General features: G+C 50.4%; 16 protein-coding genes and 1 pseudogene. 9 read left to right on the forward strand and 8 right to left on the reverse strand.

The window, feature by feature from the left end; genetic code table 11:
* Window positions 1–63: 63 nt before the first annotated feature.
* From nadA to ACUVQO_RS10535, 7 genes and pseudogenes are all read right to left on the reverse strand, one after another.
* Window positions 64–1029 (reverse strand): quinolinate synthase NadA, encoded by a 966-nt coding sequence (gene nadA / locus ACUVQO_RS10505; protein WP_445925830.1) that lies wholly within the window; start codon window positions 1027–1029, stop codon window positions 64–66.
* 168 nt (window positions 1030–1197) lie between these two features.
* On the reverse strand, window positions 1198–3174 hold the full coding sequence (gene uvrC / locus ACUVQO_RS10510; protein ID WP_445925831.1) for an excinuclease ABC subunit UvrC: 1977 nt from the start codon (window positions 3172–3174) through the stop codon (window positions 1198–1200).
* A gap of 163 nt (window positions 3175–3337) precedes the next feature.
* The gene (locus tag ACUVQO_RS10515) at window positions 3338–4006 is read right to left on the reverse strand and encodes an HAS-barrel domain-containing protein (protein WP_445925832.1); all 669 of its coding nucleotides are present in this window, start codon (window positions 4004–4006) and stop codon (window positions 3338–3340) included.
* Between the two features lie 55 nt (window positions 4007–4061).
* A pseudogene (locus ACUVQO_RS10520) lies at window positions 4062–4256 on the reverse strand (NAD(P)H dehydrogenase subunit NdhS); the annotation flags it as partial.
* A 111-nt stretch (window positions 4257–4367) separates the two neighbouring features.
* Window positions 4368–5627 carry a rod shape-determining protein RodA gene (gene rodA / locus ACUVQO_RS10525; RefSeq protein WP_445925833.1) on the reverse strand — a complete coding sequence of 420 codons (1260 nt, stop codon included), beginning with the start codon at window positions 5625–5627 and terminating at the stop codon, window positions 4368–4370.
* A 63-nt stretch (window positions 5628–5690) separates the two neighbouring features.
* Window positions 5691–6761 carry an Mrp/NBP35 family ATP-binding protein gene (locus tag ACUVQO_RS10530; RefSeq protein ID WP_445925834.1) on the reverse strand — a complete coding sequence of 357 codons (1071 nt, stop codon included), beginning with the start codon at window positions 6759–6761 and terminating at the stop codon, window positions 5691–5693.
* Between the two features lie 49 nt (window positions 6762–6810).
* Window positions 6811–7341 carry an SRPBCC family protein gene (locus ACUVQO_RS10535; protein WP_445925835.1) on the reverse strand — a complete coding sequence of 177 codons (531 nt, stop codon included), beginning with the start codon at window positions 7339–7341 and terminating at the stop codon, window positions 6811–6813.
* Window positions 7342–7818: 477 nt separating this feature from the next.
* Between ACUVQO_RS10535 and hemF the strand changes: the two genes are divergently transcribed.
* Together hemF and ACUVQO_RS10545 are read left to right on the forward strand one after the other, a co-directional pair.
* Window positions 7819–8859, forward strand: a complete 1041-nt coding sequence (gene hemF, locus ACUVQO_RS10540) for an oxygen-dependent coproporphyrinogen oxidase (RefSeq protein ID WP_445925836.1) — start codon at window positions 7819–7821, stop codon at window positions 8857–8859.
* A 372-nt stretch (window positions 8860–9231) separates the two neighbouring features.
* On the forward strand, window positions 9232–9612 hold the full coding sequence (locus tag ACUVQO_RS10545; RefSeq protein ID WP_445925837.1) for an STAS domain-containing protein: 381 nt from the start codon (window positions 9232–9234) through the stop codon (window positions 9610–9612).
* A 51-nt stretch (window positions 9613–9663) separates the two neighbouring features.
* On the opposite strand, the gene ACUVQO_RS10550 is transcribed toward ACUVQO_RS10545, so the two are convergent.
* Window positions 9664–10290, reverse strand: a complete 627-nt coding sequence (locus tag ACUVQO_RS10550) for a chromophore lyase CpcT/CpeT (protein WP_445925838.1) — start codon at window positions 10288–10290, stop codon at window positions 9664–9666.
* Window positions 10291–10408: 118 nt separating this feature from the next.
* On the opposite strand from ACUVQO_RS10550, the gene psb29 reads away from it, so the two are divergent.
* From psb29 to ACUVQO_RS10585, 7 genes are all read left to right on the forward strand, one after another.
* Window positions 10409–11164 (forward strand): photosystem II biogenesis protein Psp29, encoded by a 756-nt coding sequence (gene psb29, locus ACUVQO_RS10555; RefSeq protein ID WP_445925839.1) that lies wholly within the window; start codon window positions 10409–10411, stop codon window positions 11162–11164.
* Window positions 11165–11356: 192 nt separating this feature from the next.
* Window positions 11357–11608 (forward strand): hypothetical protein, encoded by a 252-nt coding sequence (locus tag ACUVQO_RS10560; RefSeq protein WP_445925840.1) that lies wholly within the window; start codon window positions 11357–11359, stop codon window positions 11606–11608.
* Window positions 11609–11670: 62 nt separating this feature from the next.
* A complete protein-coding gene (locus ACUVQO_RS10565) occupies window positions 11671–12459 on the forward strand; it encodes a lipoxygenase family protein (protein ID WP_445925841.1) in 789 nt (262 codons plus the stop codon).
* A 38-nt stretch (window positions 12460–12497) separates the two neighbouring features.
* Window positions 12498–12725, forward strand: a complete 228-nt coding sequence (locus tag ACUVQO_RS10570; RefSeq protein WP_445925842.1) for a hypothetical protein — start codon at window positions 12498–12500, stop codon at window positions 12723–12725.
* Window positions 12726–12816: 91 nt separating this feature from the next.
* Window positions 12817–13341: an adenine phosphoribosyltransferase gene (locus tag ACUVQO_RS10575; RefSeq protein WP_445925843.1), complete on the forward strand. Its 525-nt coding sequence runs from the start codon at window positions 12817–12819 to the stop codon at window positions 13339–13341.
* A 36-nt stretch (window positions 13342–13377) separates the two neighbouring features.
* Window positions 13378–14427, forward strand: coding sequence for an ABC transporter permease (locus ACUVQO_RS10580; protein ID WP_445925844.1), 1050 nt, complete (start codon window positions 13378–13380; stop codon window positions 14425–14427).
* 9 nt (window positions 14428–14436) lie between these two features.
* Complete coding sequence (locus ACUVQO_RS10585; protein ID WP_445925845.1) at window positions 14437–14736, forward strand: hypothetical protein; 300 nt, start codon at window positions 14437–14439, stop codon at window positions 14734–14736.
* The last annotated feature ends 159 nt before the right edge of the window (window positions 14737–14895 follow it).

The following is a 14895-nucleotide window of genomic DNA, read 5'->3' on the forward strand; positions in this document are numbered from 1 at the left end:
ATTGTATTGAGTCTGCGTCGGCAGACTGGGTGAGTGTAGTCGCGGTTTTAACCGCTAGTCCCCCTAGCTCATTTCCAACATCCGTTGAATGGGACGTAATGCGGCGAGCCGGACTGTTTCTGGCAAGGTAATTTCGGGAGCGCGGTGTTTCATACACAGGTACAACTTCTCCAAGGTGTTGAGACGCATGTGGGGGCATTCATTGCAGGCGCACTGGTTGAGGGGAGGAGCCGGGATAAAGTGCTTATCAGGCATCGCTTTTTGCATCTGGTGAATGATCCCTGGTTCTGTAGCTACGATAAATTGCTGGCTCTGGCTTTGTTGCACATATTTCAATAAAGCTGTGGTGGAGCCAATATAGCTGGCTTGACGCAGCACGGCAGGTTCACATTCGGGATGGGCAATCGCCTCCGCATTGGGATGCAGCATTTTCAGTTGGACAAGCTTCTTCTCGGAGAACGTTTCATGCACCATGCAACTGCCCTGCCAGAGCACCATCTTCCGTCCGGTTTGCTGACTGACGTAGTTGCCCAGGTTGCGATCGGGGCCAAAAATGATGGGCTGCTCAGCAGGAATCTGATTCACGATCCGTACCGCATTGGAACTGGTACAGATAATGTCGCTCATGGCTTTGATCTCAGCCGTGCAATTTATGTAAGAAATTACCAAATGTTCTGGATGAGCCGCTTTGAATCGAGCAAACGCATCGGGGGGGCAACTATCAGCCAGAGAACAGCCCGCATCCAGATCTGGTAACAAGACCAGCTTATTGGGATTCAAAATTTTAGCCGTTTCAGCCATGAAATGAACGCCAGCAAAGACGATCACATCCGCAGAGGTGGCGGTGGCTTTGCGAGATAACTCCAGGGAATCTCCAATAAAATCAGCAATATCCTGAATGTCCGGATCCTGATAGTAATGCGCCAGGATCACCGCATTTAATTCCTGCTTGAGGGCTTGAATTGCCCCAAAAAGGTCATAGGGCAGGGGCTCTGGAGTCGGAACAGGAGATAAGGAGGTAATTAACACAGCAGTTGATTATGATGGGCAGGATAGATCTGAATTATAGTATCTACCACCAAAATTCGGGGGAGGGTATATGGCGATTTTCACTTTTACGCAGCGCTGATAAGGATACAGCGATTTTCAAACGCATCGCACAACCTGCAAATGGGACATGATGGGATTGCCAATCCCTTAGCATTCGGGCAACGATTTTCGCGATAGGTTGGTGAATTCAGAACTGAATTCTTCCGCTGGTGGGTGAAAGTATTCATAAATTTGCTGGGCAAGGCGAGGGCCGATCCCCGGAACGTCAGCAATTTGTTGGGGGGTGGCCTGCCGAAGATAATCGATCGATCGAAAGGTAGCCAGCAGTTGCTTTTGCCGCTGGTAGCCCAATCCGGGAATGTCATCTAAGCGAGAACGGCGCATGCGATCGCTCCGCTGTTGCCGATGAAAACTGACCGCAAACCGATGAGCCTCATCTCGTAAACGACGCAATAACTGAACTCCAGGTTGCTCGGCATCCGTTGGTAGCGGTAAGGATTCTCCAGGCAGGAAAATTTCCTCACGCTGCTTAGCCAGACTGACCACCTTTACGTCTTCCAGTAAGTTCATCTCTCGTAAAGCATTGACGACTGCGGATAGCTGCCCCTTACCGCCATCGATCATCACCAGATCGGGAAAGTCAGAATTGACGGACACATGGCGACTTAAAACGGAGGACTCCCCATTACCGATATCTCTGCCATTGGCTTTGGCAGTTGCATACTTCCGGAAGCGGCGAGTAATCACTTCGGCCATGGAAGCAAAGTCATCCGAGTGACCAGATCTGACCGTAGGATTTTTGATTTTGTAGTGACGGTAGTGCTGTTTAGCAGGTATCCCATCCATAAAAACGACCTGGGAGGCAACTGCATCTGATCCCTGAATGTGGGAAATGTCGTACCCCTCAATCCGACGGGGAATGTCTGGCAGGTCTAACAATTCGGCCAGATCTTGTAGGGCCTGGGTATTGCGATCGGCGAATCGCTGAGTGCGAGCCAACTCATAGCCAGCATTCCGTTCCACCATGTCGATCAGTTCCGCCTTGACCTGACGTTGGGGATTGACGATCGTGACTTTCCGGCCCTTCGTTTGGCTGAGGAACTCGGACAGCATCTCAGTTTCAGGTAACTCATGCTGCACCAGAATTTCGGCAGGAATTTCGATCGCATCCACGTTCTGGTAATGCTCTTCGAGAACCCGCTGCAGAATCGCTCCTGGTGTCCCCGATGCTGCATCGGCCATAAACCCCAGTCGTCCCACCAGTCGTCCGGCTCGAATTTGAAACAGTTGAATACAGGCATGGTGGTCATCGGCAGCCAGGGCGATCGCATCGCGGGAAACGGTATCATCTGCCAGTGCCACCTTTTGATCCGCTCCCAGGGCTTTAATGCCAGCAATTTGATCCCGCAGGCGGGCTGCCTGCTCAAAGTTCAACTCCTCTGCAGCCTGTTCCATCTGTTGCGTCAGGATGTTCACCAACTCCTCTGTGCGGCCCTGAAACACCATCGCCACTTTCCGCACAATTTTGTGGTAATCCTCAGAGGCAATGAGTTGCTGACAGACTCCTGGACAGCGCCCAATATCATAATTCAAGCAGGGACGATCCTTAAACAGGGGTTGGGGCCGTTGTCGCAAGGGAAAAATGCGTTTCACCAGATGCAGGGTACGGCGTAATAGGCCAACATCCACATAGGGGCCATAAAAGCGATCGGCTTTCTTTCCCCCATGCCGCTTGCGAGTAATAAAGATGCGGGGATAGGGTTCAGACCAGGTGATGCATAGCCAGGGATATTTTTTGTCGTCCTTTAGCAGCACGTTGTAGTAGGGTTGGTGCTGCTTAATCAGGTTGGCTTCCAGCGCCAGGGCTTCGGCTTCGGTGTCTGTAACGATGAATTCGATATCCACCACCTGCCGCACCATCATGGCAATGCGAGGACTATGGTGGTGCTCATCCCGAAAGTAGGAACGAACGCGCGATCGCAACTTTTTAGATTTGCCGATATAAAGAACGTGATCGGCGGCATCCCGCATGTAATAAACTCCTGGTTCAGCAGGAATTTCTTTCAGGCGAGCCTCCAGGCGATCGGGGTCTTTGACCAAGGGCAGAACTTGTGCCGACTCCACAATAGACTTGCAGTAAATGAGTACTCTTCGATCTTAGGCAATTTCTGGCAAAGATAGTGCCTCCGTAAGAGCGCAGCAGTCCGTAGCTAAGGTGGTGTCTGAGATGGATCTACTATCTAAAAACTGTGAGAAAACCGTGCTTTCCAGCTTGAGGAATCTGTCGCTAGAGATGAATCTGGCCGAGGATGGTACGGAGGCGATCGTAATCATCCTTCAGATATAAACTCAGGGTTCTGCCCGCCTGCACCAGCCACTCCCGATCGGCCTTTCGCAATTGATAGATCTCCCGAATGGTGGCTGCGACCAAAGCATCAACAGGCACATCGTTCATCTGTAACAGAGTCCGCAAAAAATCGAGCTTTTCTGTGAACTGAATCACTTCCACTGCATCACACTCATAAACCGCCTGATGAAGTTGTGGCGGACGGGGGGGAAGATGTTGATAAAAAGGAGTTTGATGCAACAGGGGAGCATCTGCGATCGGGTCATGAGGCTGGAATCCGACAATCGCGGCCCGGAACTCTGTCTTCAACATGGCAAAAATCTGGGGTTGCTGCTCCCGTAATTCCTGCAGCGATAGCCCTAGTGCTCTGGCCCGGTGGACAGAATCGATCGGGCTGGTGGAAGCGTAATACACCACGGCATAGACGAGATTGCCTGCCTCTTCTTCGATCGCTTTCACCCAACTGCCGAAAGCTGGCATGACTGGAAATGTCAGATCATCTGGTTCCAAGCACTGTGCCAGAAATTCTGCTGTGGAGGTTTCAATTACTTCTGCGATATGCTTGGGGTGCCGATTTCCAGCAGCAGGGCGAGGCAAAGGAAGACGCATAAGCAGTTATGAGTTCTCAGTTTTAAGGTTTGAGTTACTTTCATTCATAACTGAACTATTTGCCTTTTTTCTTGCCGGCAGATGTGTCAACTTCTTGCAGTTCTGCAAGGCGGAAGGTGACTAGCTTATCCCAGTTGCCACCTTCAAATAGCACAGCAACTTTGCCATCTGAAATACGCTGCACCAGCCCCTGAAACTGGTAGTAGGTATCCTGGGGATTGATGACTTTAACGGCTGAACCTGGGAGAATCATAGTGTCTTATCCTTGGGTGTCCACTTAGCGATTATACGGGTAGAGGGAGAGTCTCCGGTCATCAGTCATTTAAAGACCGGGAATAGACTAGGGGTGATGATTTTCATGCTAAAACTTGAGGCGCTGGCGGAAGTTGGCGACAGATTCAACCACGCCGATCGCCAGAAAGTTCATCAACAAGGCTGACTTACCGTAACTGAGCCAGGGTAAGGGAATACCAGTGACGGGAGACAGGCCGATCGTCATTCCGATGTTAACGCTCACCTGAAATACGATCATGGAAAATACACCGATCGCCAGCAGGGAGCCAAAGTTATCTTTCGCGTTTTGAGCAATAATCACCAGTCGCAAACAGATCAGCCAGAAAGCGGCTAAAACGAGCATACAGCCCACAAATCCTAATTCTTCGCCAATTGCTGCAAAGATAAAGTCGGTGTGCTGTTCCGGAATGAAATTGAGTTGGGTCTGGGTGCCCTGGTGCAGACCCCGCCCCCACAGTTGCCCAGCCCCGATCGCAATTCGGGACTGGATCAGGTGATAGCCACCTCCCAGCGGATCCTGGTCGGGATTGAGAAAGATAATCAGTCGTTTCTTCTGATAATCCTTCAGCACTTCCCAAAGGATGTGGCCCAATCCACCCGACACCAGATTGATCACCACCGTCGCTAATGTACCCAGACGATACCAGGGCAGAGATCGCCAAGCCACAACACCGACAATCGCAATCCAGACAAACCAGACCGGCAGAAAGGCATTAAACAAAATCGCCGAAATAAAAGGGGACAGGAGGAGGAGTAACCAACCAGGATTGGCGTTACCCCAGTAGAGCATCCCCATTGTGATCACACCAAAAACTAGAGAGGTGCCCAAATTCGGTTCCAGAAACACCAGCGTCCACGGAACGGCCACCACGGCCATGACTCGCAGGGCCGATGGAATGGTAGCAGCTGGTCGCTCGCTGAGCAGAGCCGCGATCGTGATAATTGCTCCTAATTTGGCAAATTCAGAGGGCTGTAAGTTGAACCCCAGAATCGTAATCCAGCGCTGTGCCCCTAATCCTTCCGTACCAAAAAATTTCACGGCCAGTAGCAGCACAATTGTGGCACCGTAAATAATCCAGTGCCATTGCAGCAGTTGTTCGTAGCGCCAGCGAGCGATCGCCAGCGCGAAAGTCAGCCCAATTCCCCCGGTAAGTAGATGTTGGAATGACCAGTTGGCTCCTTCCTGGTTGATTTCCACGCTATGAATCATGGTTGCCCCCAGAATTGTCAAGCCAACGGGCAGGACAAAGAGCCACCAGTCTACGTTCTGCCAGCTTTGCAGCAGGAACTTCCAGCGGATCTGGGGAATGAGGGATTTTTGCAGCATGGGAAAGAAGGAGACGAAACCAGAAGCAATTGTTTGTAGAGACGTTCCGGCGGAACGTTTCTACTATGTTAGGGCAGCAACGGAAACCCTGGCAGCGATTTGCTGGGCTATCGCCACCAGAGCCTTGGCTGAAGCGGAATCAGGATCGGAGAGGACGATCGGCAACCCGCGATCGCCCCCTTCTCGTAAGGGAATTTCCAGCGGTACACAACCTAGCAGCGGTACCTGCAGTTCCTGGGCTGTTTTTTCGCCCCCTGCTGAGCCAAAAATGTCATACTGCTTCTCCGGCATATCTGGTGGAATGAAGTAGCTCATATTTTCCACAATGCCCAATACTGGAACGCCCAATTGCTGGAACATCTTCAACCCGCGCCGGGCATCTAATAACGCCACATTCTGGGGAGTGGTGACAATTACGGCTCCCGCCATGGGCACGGCTTGAGCCATCGTCAGTTGAGCATCCCCCGTTCCCGGCGGCATATCCACAATTAGATAATCCAGGTCGCCCCATTGCACCTGATAAAGGAACTGACGAATTACCCCATTCAACATTGGGCCACGCCAGATCACGGGTTGATCCTTGTTAATTAAAAATCCCATTGAAACCAGCTTCACGCCGTGATTGAAGGCTGGTTCCAGAATTTCTCCCTGGGCACCCTGCTGCACCATCACACTGGCTCCTTCCAGGCCCAACATAGTGGGCGCGTTGGGGCCATAGATGTCGGCATCAATCAGTCCCACTTTGGCTCCAGATTGAGCCAGCGCGACAGCCACATTGACGGCAACGGTACTTTTGCCAACGCCCCCTTTACCACTGGAAACGGCCAGAATATTTTTGACACCAGCAATTCCCTGGCGATCGGGTAACGATTTCTGCTGAGGAGTTTCAGCCGTGACTTCCACTTCAACCTCTGTCACCCCTGGTAGGGTTTTGATCGCCCGTTCGCAATCTTCCACAATGAACTGACGCAGGGGACAGGCCGGAGTGGTCAGGACAAGCGTAAAACTGACTTTCCCGTCTGCGATCGCCACATTGCGGATCATGTTTAATTCCACCAAACTTTTGCGAAGTTCAGGATCCTGGACCGGTTTGAGGACTTGGAGAACAGAATCGGTACTGAGAGTATCAAGCATGTTTCCACTCTGGATTAGGCATATTGATTTTAAAGCCTGCTGACACTCCTTAGAAATCCCAACAACCGCGTTTTACCGGTTTCATTGAGTTTCCAGATACAGCCTGACGAGCGGCTTGCTCAGCACACTGTACCAGTTGAGAAGCGACTCGTGCGGCACAGGGACGGATGAGTGACCAAAACAAAGGAGACAACCAGCCGCGCAAGGTTACAGAATAAGACACACAGGCTCCACATAAGGTCGATTGCACCTGATAAGTGACCTGTTCTTCTAAACCGGGCATGACCAGGATGCGAACACTCAATAACTCTTTGGGACGGACACGCTCAACAAAAATCCGTACTGGAATCGGAATCAGGCGGGTGAAGGCTTGATAGATCAGTCCTGGCTTAACAACCAATCCATTTGGGACATTAGTACTGGAAAGAATGGGGTGCCACGATACATCCGTTAAATCTGTGATCGTCCTCCACAGATCGTCCACCGATGCCGTACTGATGACCTCATAGGTTCTGACTAAAGAGCTTTGAGCAGGGCTTTCCGAACGATTGTATTTGGATGACCCTTTAAACGGTGCCATAGGCTCACCTCGCCAAGTCAGAAGGGAAACTTCTATTCTATGCAGACATGGCACTCACAACATCCTCTCACAGAGTAGTTTTACGATCGCAAATAAAATACCTTGCTGGAGCGACTGAGGGCAAAAGGCAAAGACTTAAGCGCTCCGTCTGTCGGATATTCCTTCAAGTCTTTTTCTAAGAAGGTGCTTTAAAAGCTTCGGTTCATACCCTGGATCTGTAAGGGCGTAGCATTTGGGTGACAGGTTTGCGGTGTTTTCAAGGGATTCCTGGTTGTATACCATACCCTTACGCAGGGCGATCGCGCCTTCTCAAACATCCTCTAAACATTTCTTCAACTATTGCGGTGACTAACTATGTGAGATTGGTAAAGTCAGGTATGCATAATCCTCTGCTTTTCGTTAGTCTCAGAGGTTGCTGCCTGCAATTCACTTGCTCCGCGCAGATGGCTAATTGATTTTTCACAGGATCTGTTTAGTATGACGGCGTTTTCCACTTCTGAACCAGCTACTTCCAGCAACACCCTTCCACCCAGCGATTCACGCGATCGGGTGAGCCAGTTTTTGCGTGACCTGCAGGATCAAATTTGTCAGGGGTTAGAAAAACTCGATGGAGTCAGCCAATTCCGGGAAGACAGTTGGGAACGGGAGGAAGGTGGCGGCGGACGATCGCGGGTGATCCGGGATGGCGGTGTGTTTGAGCAGGGAGGGGTAAACTTTTCCGAGGTCTGGGGGAAAGACCTGCCACCCTCAATTCTGGTTCAGCGTCCGGAGGCGGCGGGCCACGGGTTTTATGCAACCGGAACCTCCATGGTGTTGCATCCCCGCAATCCTTACATTCCCACCGTCCACCTTAACTATCGCTATTTTGAAGCTGGCCCGGTCTGGTGGTTCGGGGGTGGCATCGACCTGACTCCCTACTATCCCTTCCGAGAAGATGTGATTCACTTTCACCAGACGCTCAAACAAGTCTGTGATGCCCATCATCCCTACTATTACAAGGCATTCAAGCTCTGGTGTGACGAATACTTCTACCTCAAACACCGTCAAGAAACCCGTGGGGTTGGTGGTCTGTTCTTTGACTACCAGGACAGCCAGGGTAATCTTTATCCCGTTGCTTATCCCAATTCACAAAGCGAGACTCCAGCGGCTCAGTACAGTAAAGCCGTTGGGCCTGTGGAGGGTCGCACTTGGGAAGATTTATTTGCTTTTGTGAAAGATTGTGGTAATGCGTTCTTACCTGCCTACGTCCCAATTGCTGAACGCCGGAAACATGCTGAGTATAGCGATCGAGAACGGAACTTCCAACTCTATCGGCGGGGACGGTATGTAGAGTTCAATCTGGTCTATGATCGAGGTACGATTTTCGGTCTGCAAACCAACGGCCGCACCGAGTCCATCCTGATGTCTCTGCCTCCTCTGGTGCGCTGGGAATATGGCTATGAACCTGAGAGCGGTACGCCAGAAGCTGAATTGTATACAACTTACTTGAAGCCACAAAATTGGTTGAACTTGCCCTAACCGTTGGGGTGAGAATCCATCAACCTCTCGCAGAGGGCAGGGGGTAGAAGGTAGGAATACAGCCTTTTCCCTCTGCCCTCTAACTTTTGCCATGTTTTCAGTCAGGCTGGTGTGAAGCGGAAATAAATCTCTAAAGATTTTGTTGGAATTTCTCAAATTTGTGTCGAAACTAAACTCAACTGTAGCCTGAAGCTTTCACAAGCAAGGCTTTTTAAACCACAATCGCTAGAACTTTGAACGGCTACTTCACGTACTGTTGTCTCCCATCCAGGTTGATAACAGTACTGAACTTGTCTGACTAAAGTTCGCAACAAATTTCGTTTCGGTGTCATCCCAAGTGTGCTGGCGTTTAGGAGAGGGCAGGTAATTTCTATGGAACAGAAATCAATTCACATGGAGCAGAAAACTCATACACTCCAGAATGGGGCTTCTGTCATTGTCTTAACTCCGACTGGACGTTTAGATATCACCACAGCATGGCAGTTCCGGCTCAAACTGCAAGAGTGTATTTCCAAGCATAGCCGCCATGTAGTGGTTAACCTGGGGCAAGTCAACTTTATTGATAGCTCTGGGCTGACTTCTCTAGTGGCCGGAATGCGAGATGCAGATAAGGTGAGAGGTAGTTTCCGGATTTGCAACGTTCATCCAGAAGCCCGCTTAGTCTTTGAAGTGACCATGATGGATTCCGTGTTTGAAATTTTTGATACGGAAGACGAAGCGTTAGAAGGGGTTCCACGGGGAATTGCCAGCTAAGACTGGGAACTGTTAGGGGTGAATTCGCCTGAGTTCAGTTGTATTCATGATTCAGAACTCATAACTATAGTTTTCCCGTTTGGTATAGCGATAAGGCCCCAAAATGGCGCCCCACAAAGCTTTTCCCGTTACCAGATCGATGCCCTTATCGTAGCTGAGGAATTCAGTAGCACTGACCTCAAAGCCAAGAGATACATAGCGTGTCTCACCCTGATAGATAAAACTACACTGGGTATCGGGTAGGGGTGAGGCAATAAAGCGGTGAGACACTGTTGAACCAGGACTATTGTCCACCTGATTTTGACCGATGACTTTGAGAATGCACCCTGGTAGCAGTTCAATTTGTTCCAGGGTGATTGTTTTCAGTAGTTCTGGTTGTTGTCCTGCTCCAGCTACGGCTTCTGGATCCTTAAAACTGTAATATTGCACCTGAAGTGCTTCAGGTTCAGTTGAGTCAGCTTGTAATCGCAGTAATCGCTGACGGTAGGGGTGAGCTAAATTCACGACGCTGGCCTGCTCTGCAAACAACGTCAGACTGTCATCGGAGAATAGCGAGAGCGGACGATGCCAGAGCCGCAGATGGACAAACCAGGCAGGTTCTGTGATCGCCTGCTCCCGGTTATCAAATTCACCTGCGAGGTAGTGAGCCAGCGTCCGTAAATTAGGAGAAATAGTCATCCGGTCATCAAGGGGTCAAACGTATTCTCATCGGAAGGCCCAAATCTTCCTCATTCTGATCCCTTGCAACGATACAAAACTTGGCAAACTTACCGTCAAGCGCGAGAATGGAGGAGAGATGAACCTTCCAAATTCTACTGTGAACAACGTCCGCACTGTTTCTGATACCAAGCGAGCCTTTTACACCCTCTACACTCGCCCCATCAACTCCATTTACCGTCGGGTGGTGGAGGAGTTAATGGTTGAGATGCACCTACTCGCCGTGAATATGGATTATCGCTACGATCCAATCTATGCGCTGGGTGTTGTCACCTCCTTTGACCGATTCATGCAGGGTTATCGCCCAGAGGCAGACAAGCCTTCCATCTTTGATGCGTTGTGTAAAGCGCTGCAAGATGACCCCAACCTTTACCGTCAAGATGCAGAACGGATGCGGACCTTTGCCAGCCAGAAATCTGTTAAGGACTTAGTGACCTGGTTTGAACAGGCGGCTGCAACTCCTTATGGGGATGACTTGCAGGAGCGAATTAAGGCGATCGCTAATAACCCCAAGTTTAAATACAGCCGCTTATTTGCCATTGGTTTATTTAGCTTGTTTGAACTGGCAGATCCAGCCGCGGTGAACAACGAGGCTCAGCGCGAGGAATTGCTGAAGCAGGTTTGTGCTGTATTGCACTTACCTCAAGATAAGGTCCAAAAGGATTTGGAACTGTACCGCAGTAACCTGGAAAAGATGAGCCAAGCTCAGGCAGTGATGAGCGACATCCTGCAAGCAGAGAAGAAAAAACGAGAGCAGCGATCGCAGGCCAATACCAGTACCAGTCAGGCTGAGTCTTCTCATACGCCTAAGGACGAAGCGGCTTCGGGATCCTGAATCAAGTTGTTCGGGTGGAGAAATCGGGAAATCCCTGATAGCCCTTTGAAGATCAGGTAGATATAAATTGCGCTGCTGCTGGTGCATTTTGTTGGCATAGCGTTCTACCCAAAAAGGTTATCTATAGCTTTTCACACTCCTCCCCAAAAACAGCAAGGCCAATATCGGTACGACCCAACCGCTTTATACACTATGGGGCCAGCCCGGATTTTTCCCTACAGTGGCGAAGATGGTCTGTTGCGGTATCTGTTCACCAGGTTCGGACGGAGTTGGTCAGACCAGGGGAAATTGTCTCAACCCTGGGATTTGTTACTGCAACAGATGAATCGAGGGTTGAAGCAGCTAGATGATGCCTGGAGTTACTTGACGACTCAACTGGTTGATTTTGAGCTGTTTCAGTCAGGGTGGCTGAATCTGGACTTGCCTCCCGATGAACAGTTTTAATTCAACTGGAACCAGGGAATATAGCCACACCAGGGACGAATGATGGCTCAGCCGATCGCTGGATGCAGGCCAAGCTGTTTGTGCAGGTAGCAGACGTGACCTATCACGAGTTAATTACTCACCTGTGCGATACCCACCTGGCGATGGAGGCCTTCGCGATCGCCACACCGCGTCAGTTGCCCATCAATCATCTGCTATATCGGTTACTCCGTCCTCACTTCCAATTTCTGCTGGCAATCAACACCCGTGGCAATACCGTACTGCTCAGTGAAGGGGCAGCCATTGATCAGTTGATGGCTCCCACCCGCGAAACCTCCCTAGAATTGATTAATCGGGCCTATCGAGAACGTTCCTTTAGCGATCACGCTCTGCCCAAACTGATTCAACGTCAGGGAGTGGGGGCTGAGTTCCTGCCAGATTTTCCGTATCGGGATAATGCCTTGTTGCTGTGGGAGGCGATCGCCCGCTATGTGACTCGCTATCTGCAACGCCATTACGCAGACGATGTGGCCATTCAGCAGGATCCTTACCTGCAAGCTTGGGCTGCTGAACTGGGTGAACCCCTGGCTTCCCGTCCTCGCTCCGAGTTTCCCCAGGCTCCATCCTGGCTCCCGGAATCTGTGTTGACAGAAATGGGACTCCAACCGACCCAGCTTCCCAACGTTCCCCGTGTCCCCGGATTTCCAGCACAATTATCTAGCCTGCAACAACTGATTGAGATTGCCACCCAAATCATCTTCACCTGCGGCCCTCAACACGCAGCCGTTAACTTCAGCCAGTTCGATTACATGGGATATACCCCAATGCTCCCTTTGCTGCCTACTGCCAACCGGGAAATTGCACCTCCTTAAAACAGCTACTGCCTCCCAAAGAGCAAGACCTCAGACAAATGGAACTTACCTTTGCCTTAAGTGGCATTCGTTGGGGGAAATTGGGTAGTCCTGATCTGATCCAGTTTCATGATGTGGACGATCGTGCTGTTTTATCTCAATTTCAGGCGGATTTAGCAGCGATCGAGCAAGAAATCAACACCCGCAACCAGCATCGTGTTGCTAAAAGTGGAGTCGCCTATCCTTACCTGCTGCCCTCCCGCATTCCCAACAGCATCAACATTTGAGTGGTTCGCTCCTGACATACCGCAATAGGGTACAAGATCTGGTATAAACCGACTGGTGCGTATGTAACCCTATTCCTGGACACCTCACTATATGGATATCAAGTCTCTGATTCGCGAAATTCCCGACTTCCCTAAACCCGGCATTTCCTTTAAAGACATTACAACTTTGCTCCGGGATGCCAAGGGGCTGTCCTACTCCATTGATCTACTGGCGGAGAAATGTGAAGATTTGGAACCAGATTTCATCGCTGGTATGGAGTCAAGGGGATTCATTTTTGGCACGGCTCTTGCCTGTAAGCTGGGTGCGGGCTTTATTCCTGTCCGCAAACCGGGCAAACTGCCTGCTGCGGTTCATTCCATTGAGTATGAATTGGAATACGGCACCGATAAGTTAGAGGTACACCAGGATGCTCTCTACCCACCCGGTTCCAAAGTACTGATGGTGGACGATTTGATTGCCACTGGGGGAACGGCAGCCGCTACGGCTCAGTTGATTCAGCAGGCTGGGGGAACGTTAGTCGGCTGTGCTTTTGTGATTGAACTGGTAGATCTAAAAGGTCGAGATTTATTACCGGCTGTACCGATCGTTTCCCTGGTGCAATATACGGGAGATTAGGGATTACACTGGAAACCAATTACTAATGGCAAAGAGATGAGTACCTCCGGTCAGAGTTGGTTTGTCTCCAGTTGGGATCGCTTCGTTGCCTTTCTGGGTAGCGATACATTTGCTTACATCGTGAAGCGGGTTTTACAGGGACTGATTACCCTGTTGCTGGCCTCGATTCTTTGCTTCCTGCTGATTCAACTGGCTCCAGGGAATTATTTGAGTACGCTCAAAGAAAATCCTAAAATTTCCCCCGAACGCATTGAACAGTTGAAGCAGCAGTTTGGCCTGGATAAGCCTTGGTATGTGCAGTATTTCCAGTGGCTGTGGCAGGTGGTGAGGTATGGCAATTTTGGCACCAGTTTTGTCTATAGCCGATCGGTCGCTTCCTTACTCTGGGAGCGTGTTCCTGCCACGCTATTGCTAGCGCTTTCTTCGTTGATTGTTACCTGGGCAGTTGCCGTGCCAATGGGCATTATTGGAGCCGTGAATCAGAACCGCTGGAGCGATCGCATCTTGCGGGTAATCAGCTACATCGGACAGGGCTTTCCCAGTTTCATCGCTGCCTTGCTGCTGCTGATCTTTGCTCAGAATACGGCTCCCCTATTTCCGGTGGGGGACATGACCAGCATTGATTTCAATGAACTTACACCGCTGGGCAAAACTCTCAATATTGGCTGGCATATGATCCTGCCGACGATCGCCCTCAGTATTACCAGCTTTGCGGGACTGCAACGGATCACTCGCGGTCAGTTGCTTGACGTGCTACGACAGGATTACATTCAAACCGCCCGTGCCAAAGGCTTACCGGAAAACCGGGTGATTTACGTTCACGCTCTGCGAAATGCCGTCAACCCCTTGATTACCCTGCTGGGATTTGAGTTTGCCGCTCTGCTCAGTGGTGCCTTTATCACAGAGTATTTCTTTAACTGGCCCGGTCTGGGACGCCTGATCTACCAGGCGCTGTTGGCCCAGGATATATACCTGGTGATGGCCAGTCTGATGATGGGAGCCACGATGCTGATTGTCGGCAACTTATTAGCCGACCTGTTACTAAAGGTGGTTGATCCCCGGATTAAGCTGGGAAGTGATGGGTAGGAACGATGAATGTATTCGCAAATTTACTATCTGGTGCGTTCTAAAGCGGATGGGCAGTATCTGGTGGCTCATCCGCGTGCCAGGGGGGACGAAGACCCACCTCCAAAGCAGGGTTATCTCTTGATGTTTCGGGAACATTATGATGCTCTCAGCTACTTGAATACTCATGCCAGGAAAGTGGCCGATCGCTTTGCCATCGACTCCATTTCGGGAAACCAACTTGAAACTCTGCTGAAACGCTGGAACTTCGATGGTGTTGGCATTGTTCAAGATCCCCTGTTGCCCAAAGTAGAGTTTTTGTCCAAATAAGAAGAATTTGGGATTTTGGATTGGGTAGAAGGAGAGAGTGAGTAGTGGATGGTAAATGGAGAAAACCTAGGATGGGCAAAGGGAAGCACCGTACCCATCCCGTAATTCTGGCTGATCCGAATGGGCACGCTAGACTTTGCCTATCCTACTCACTGCAAA

Source organism: Leptodesmis sp. (assembly GCF_052746595.1).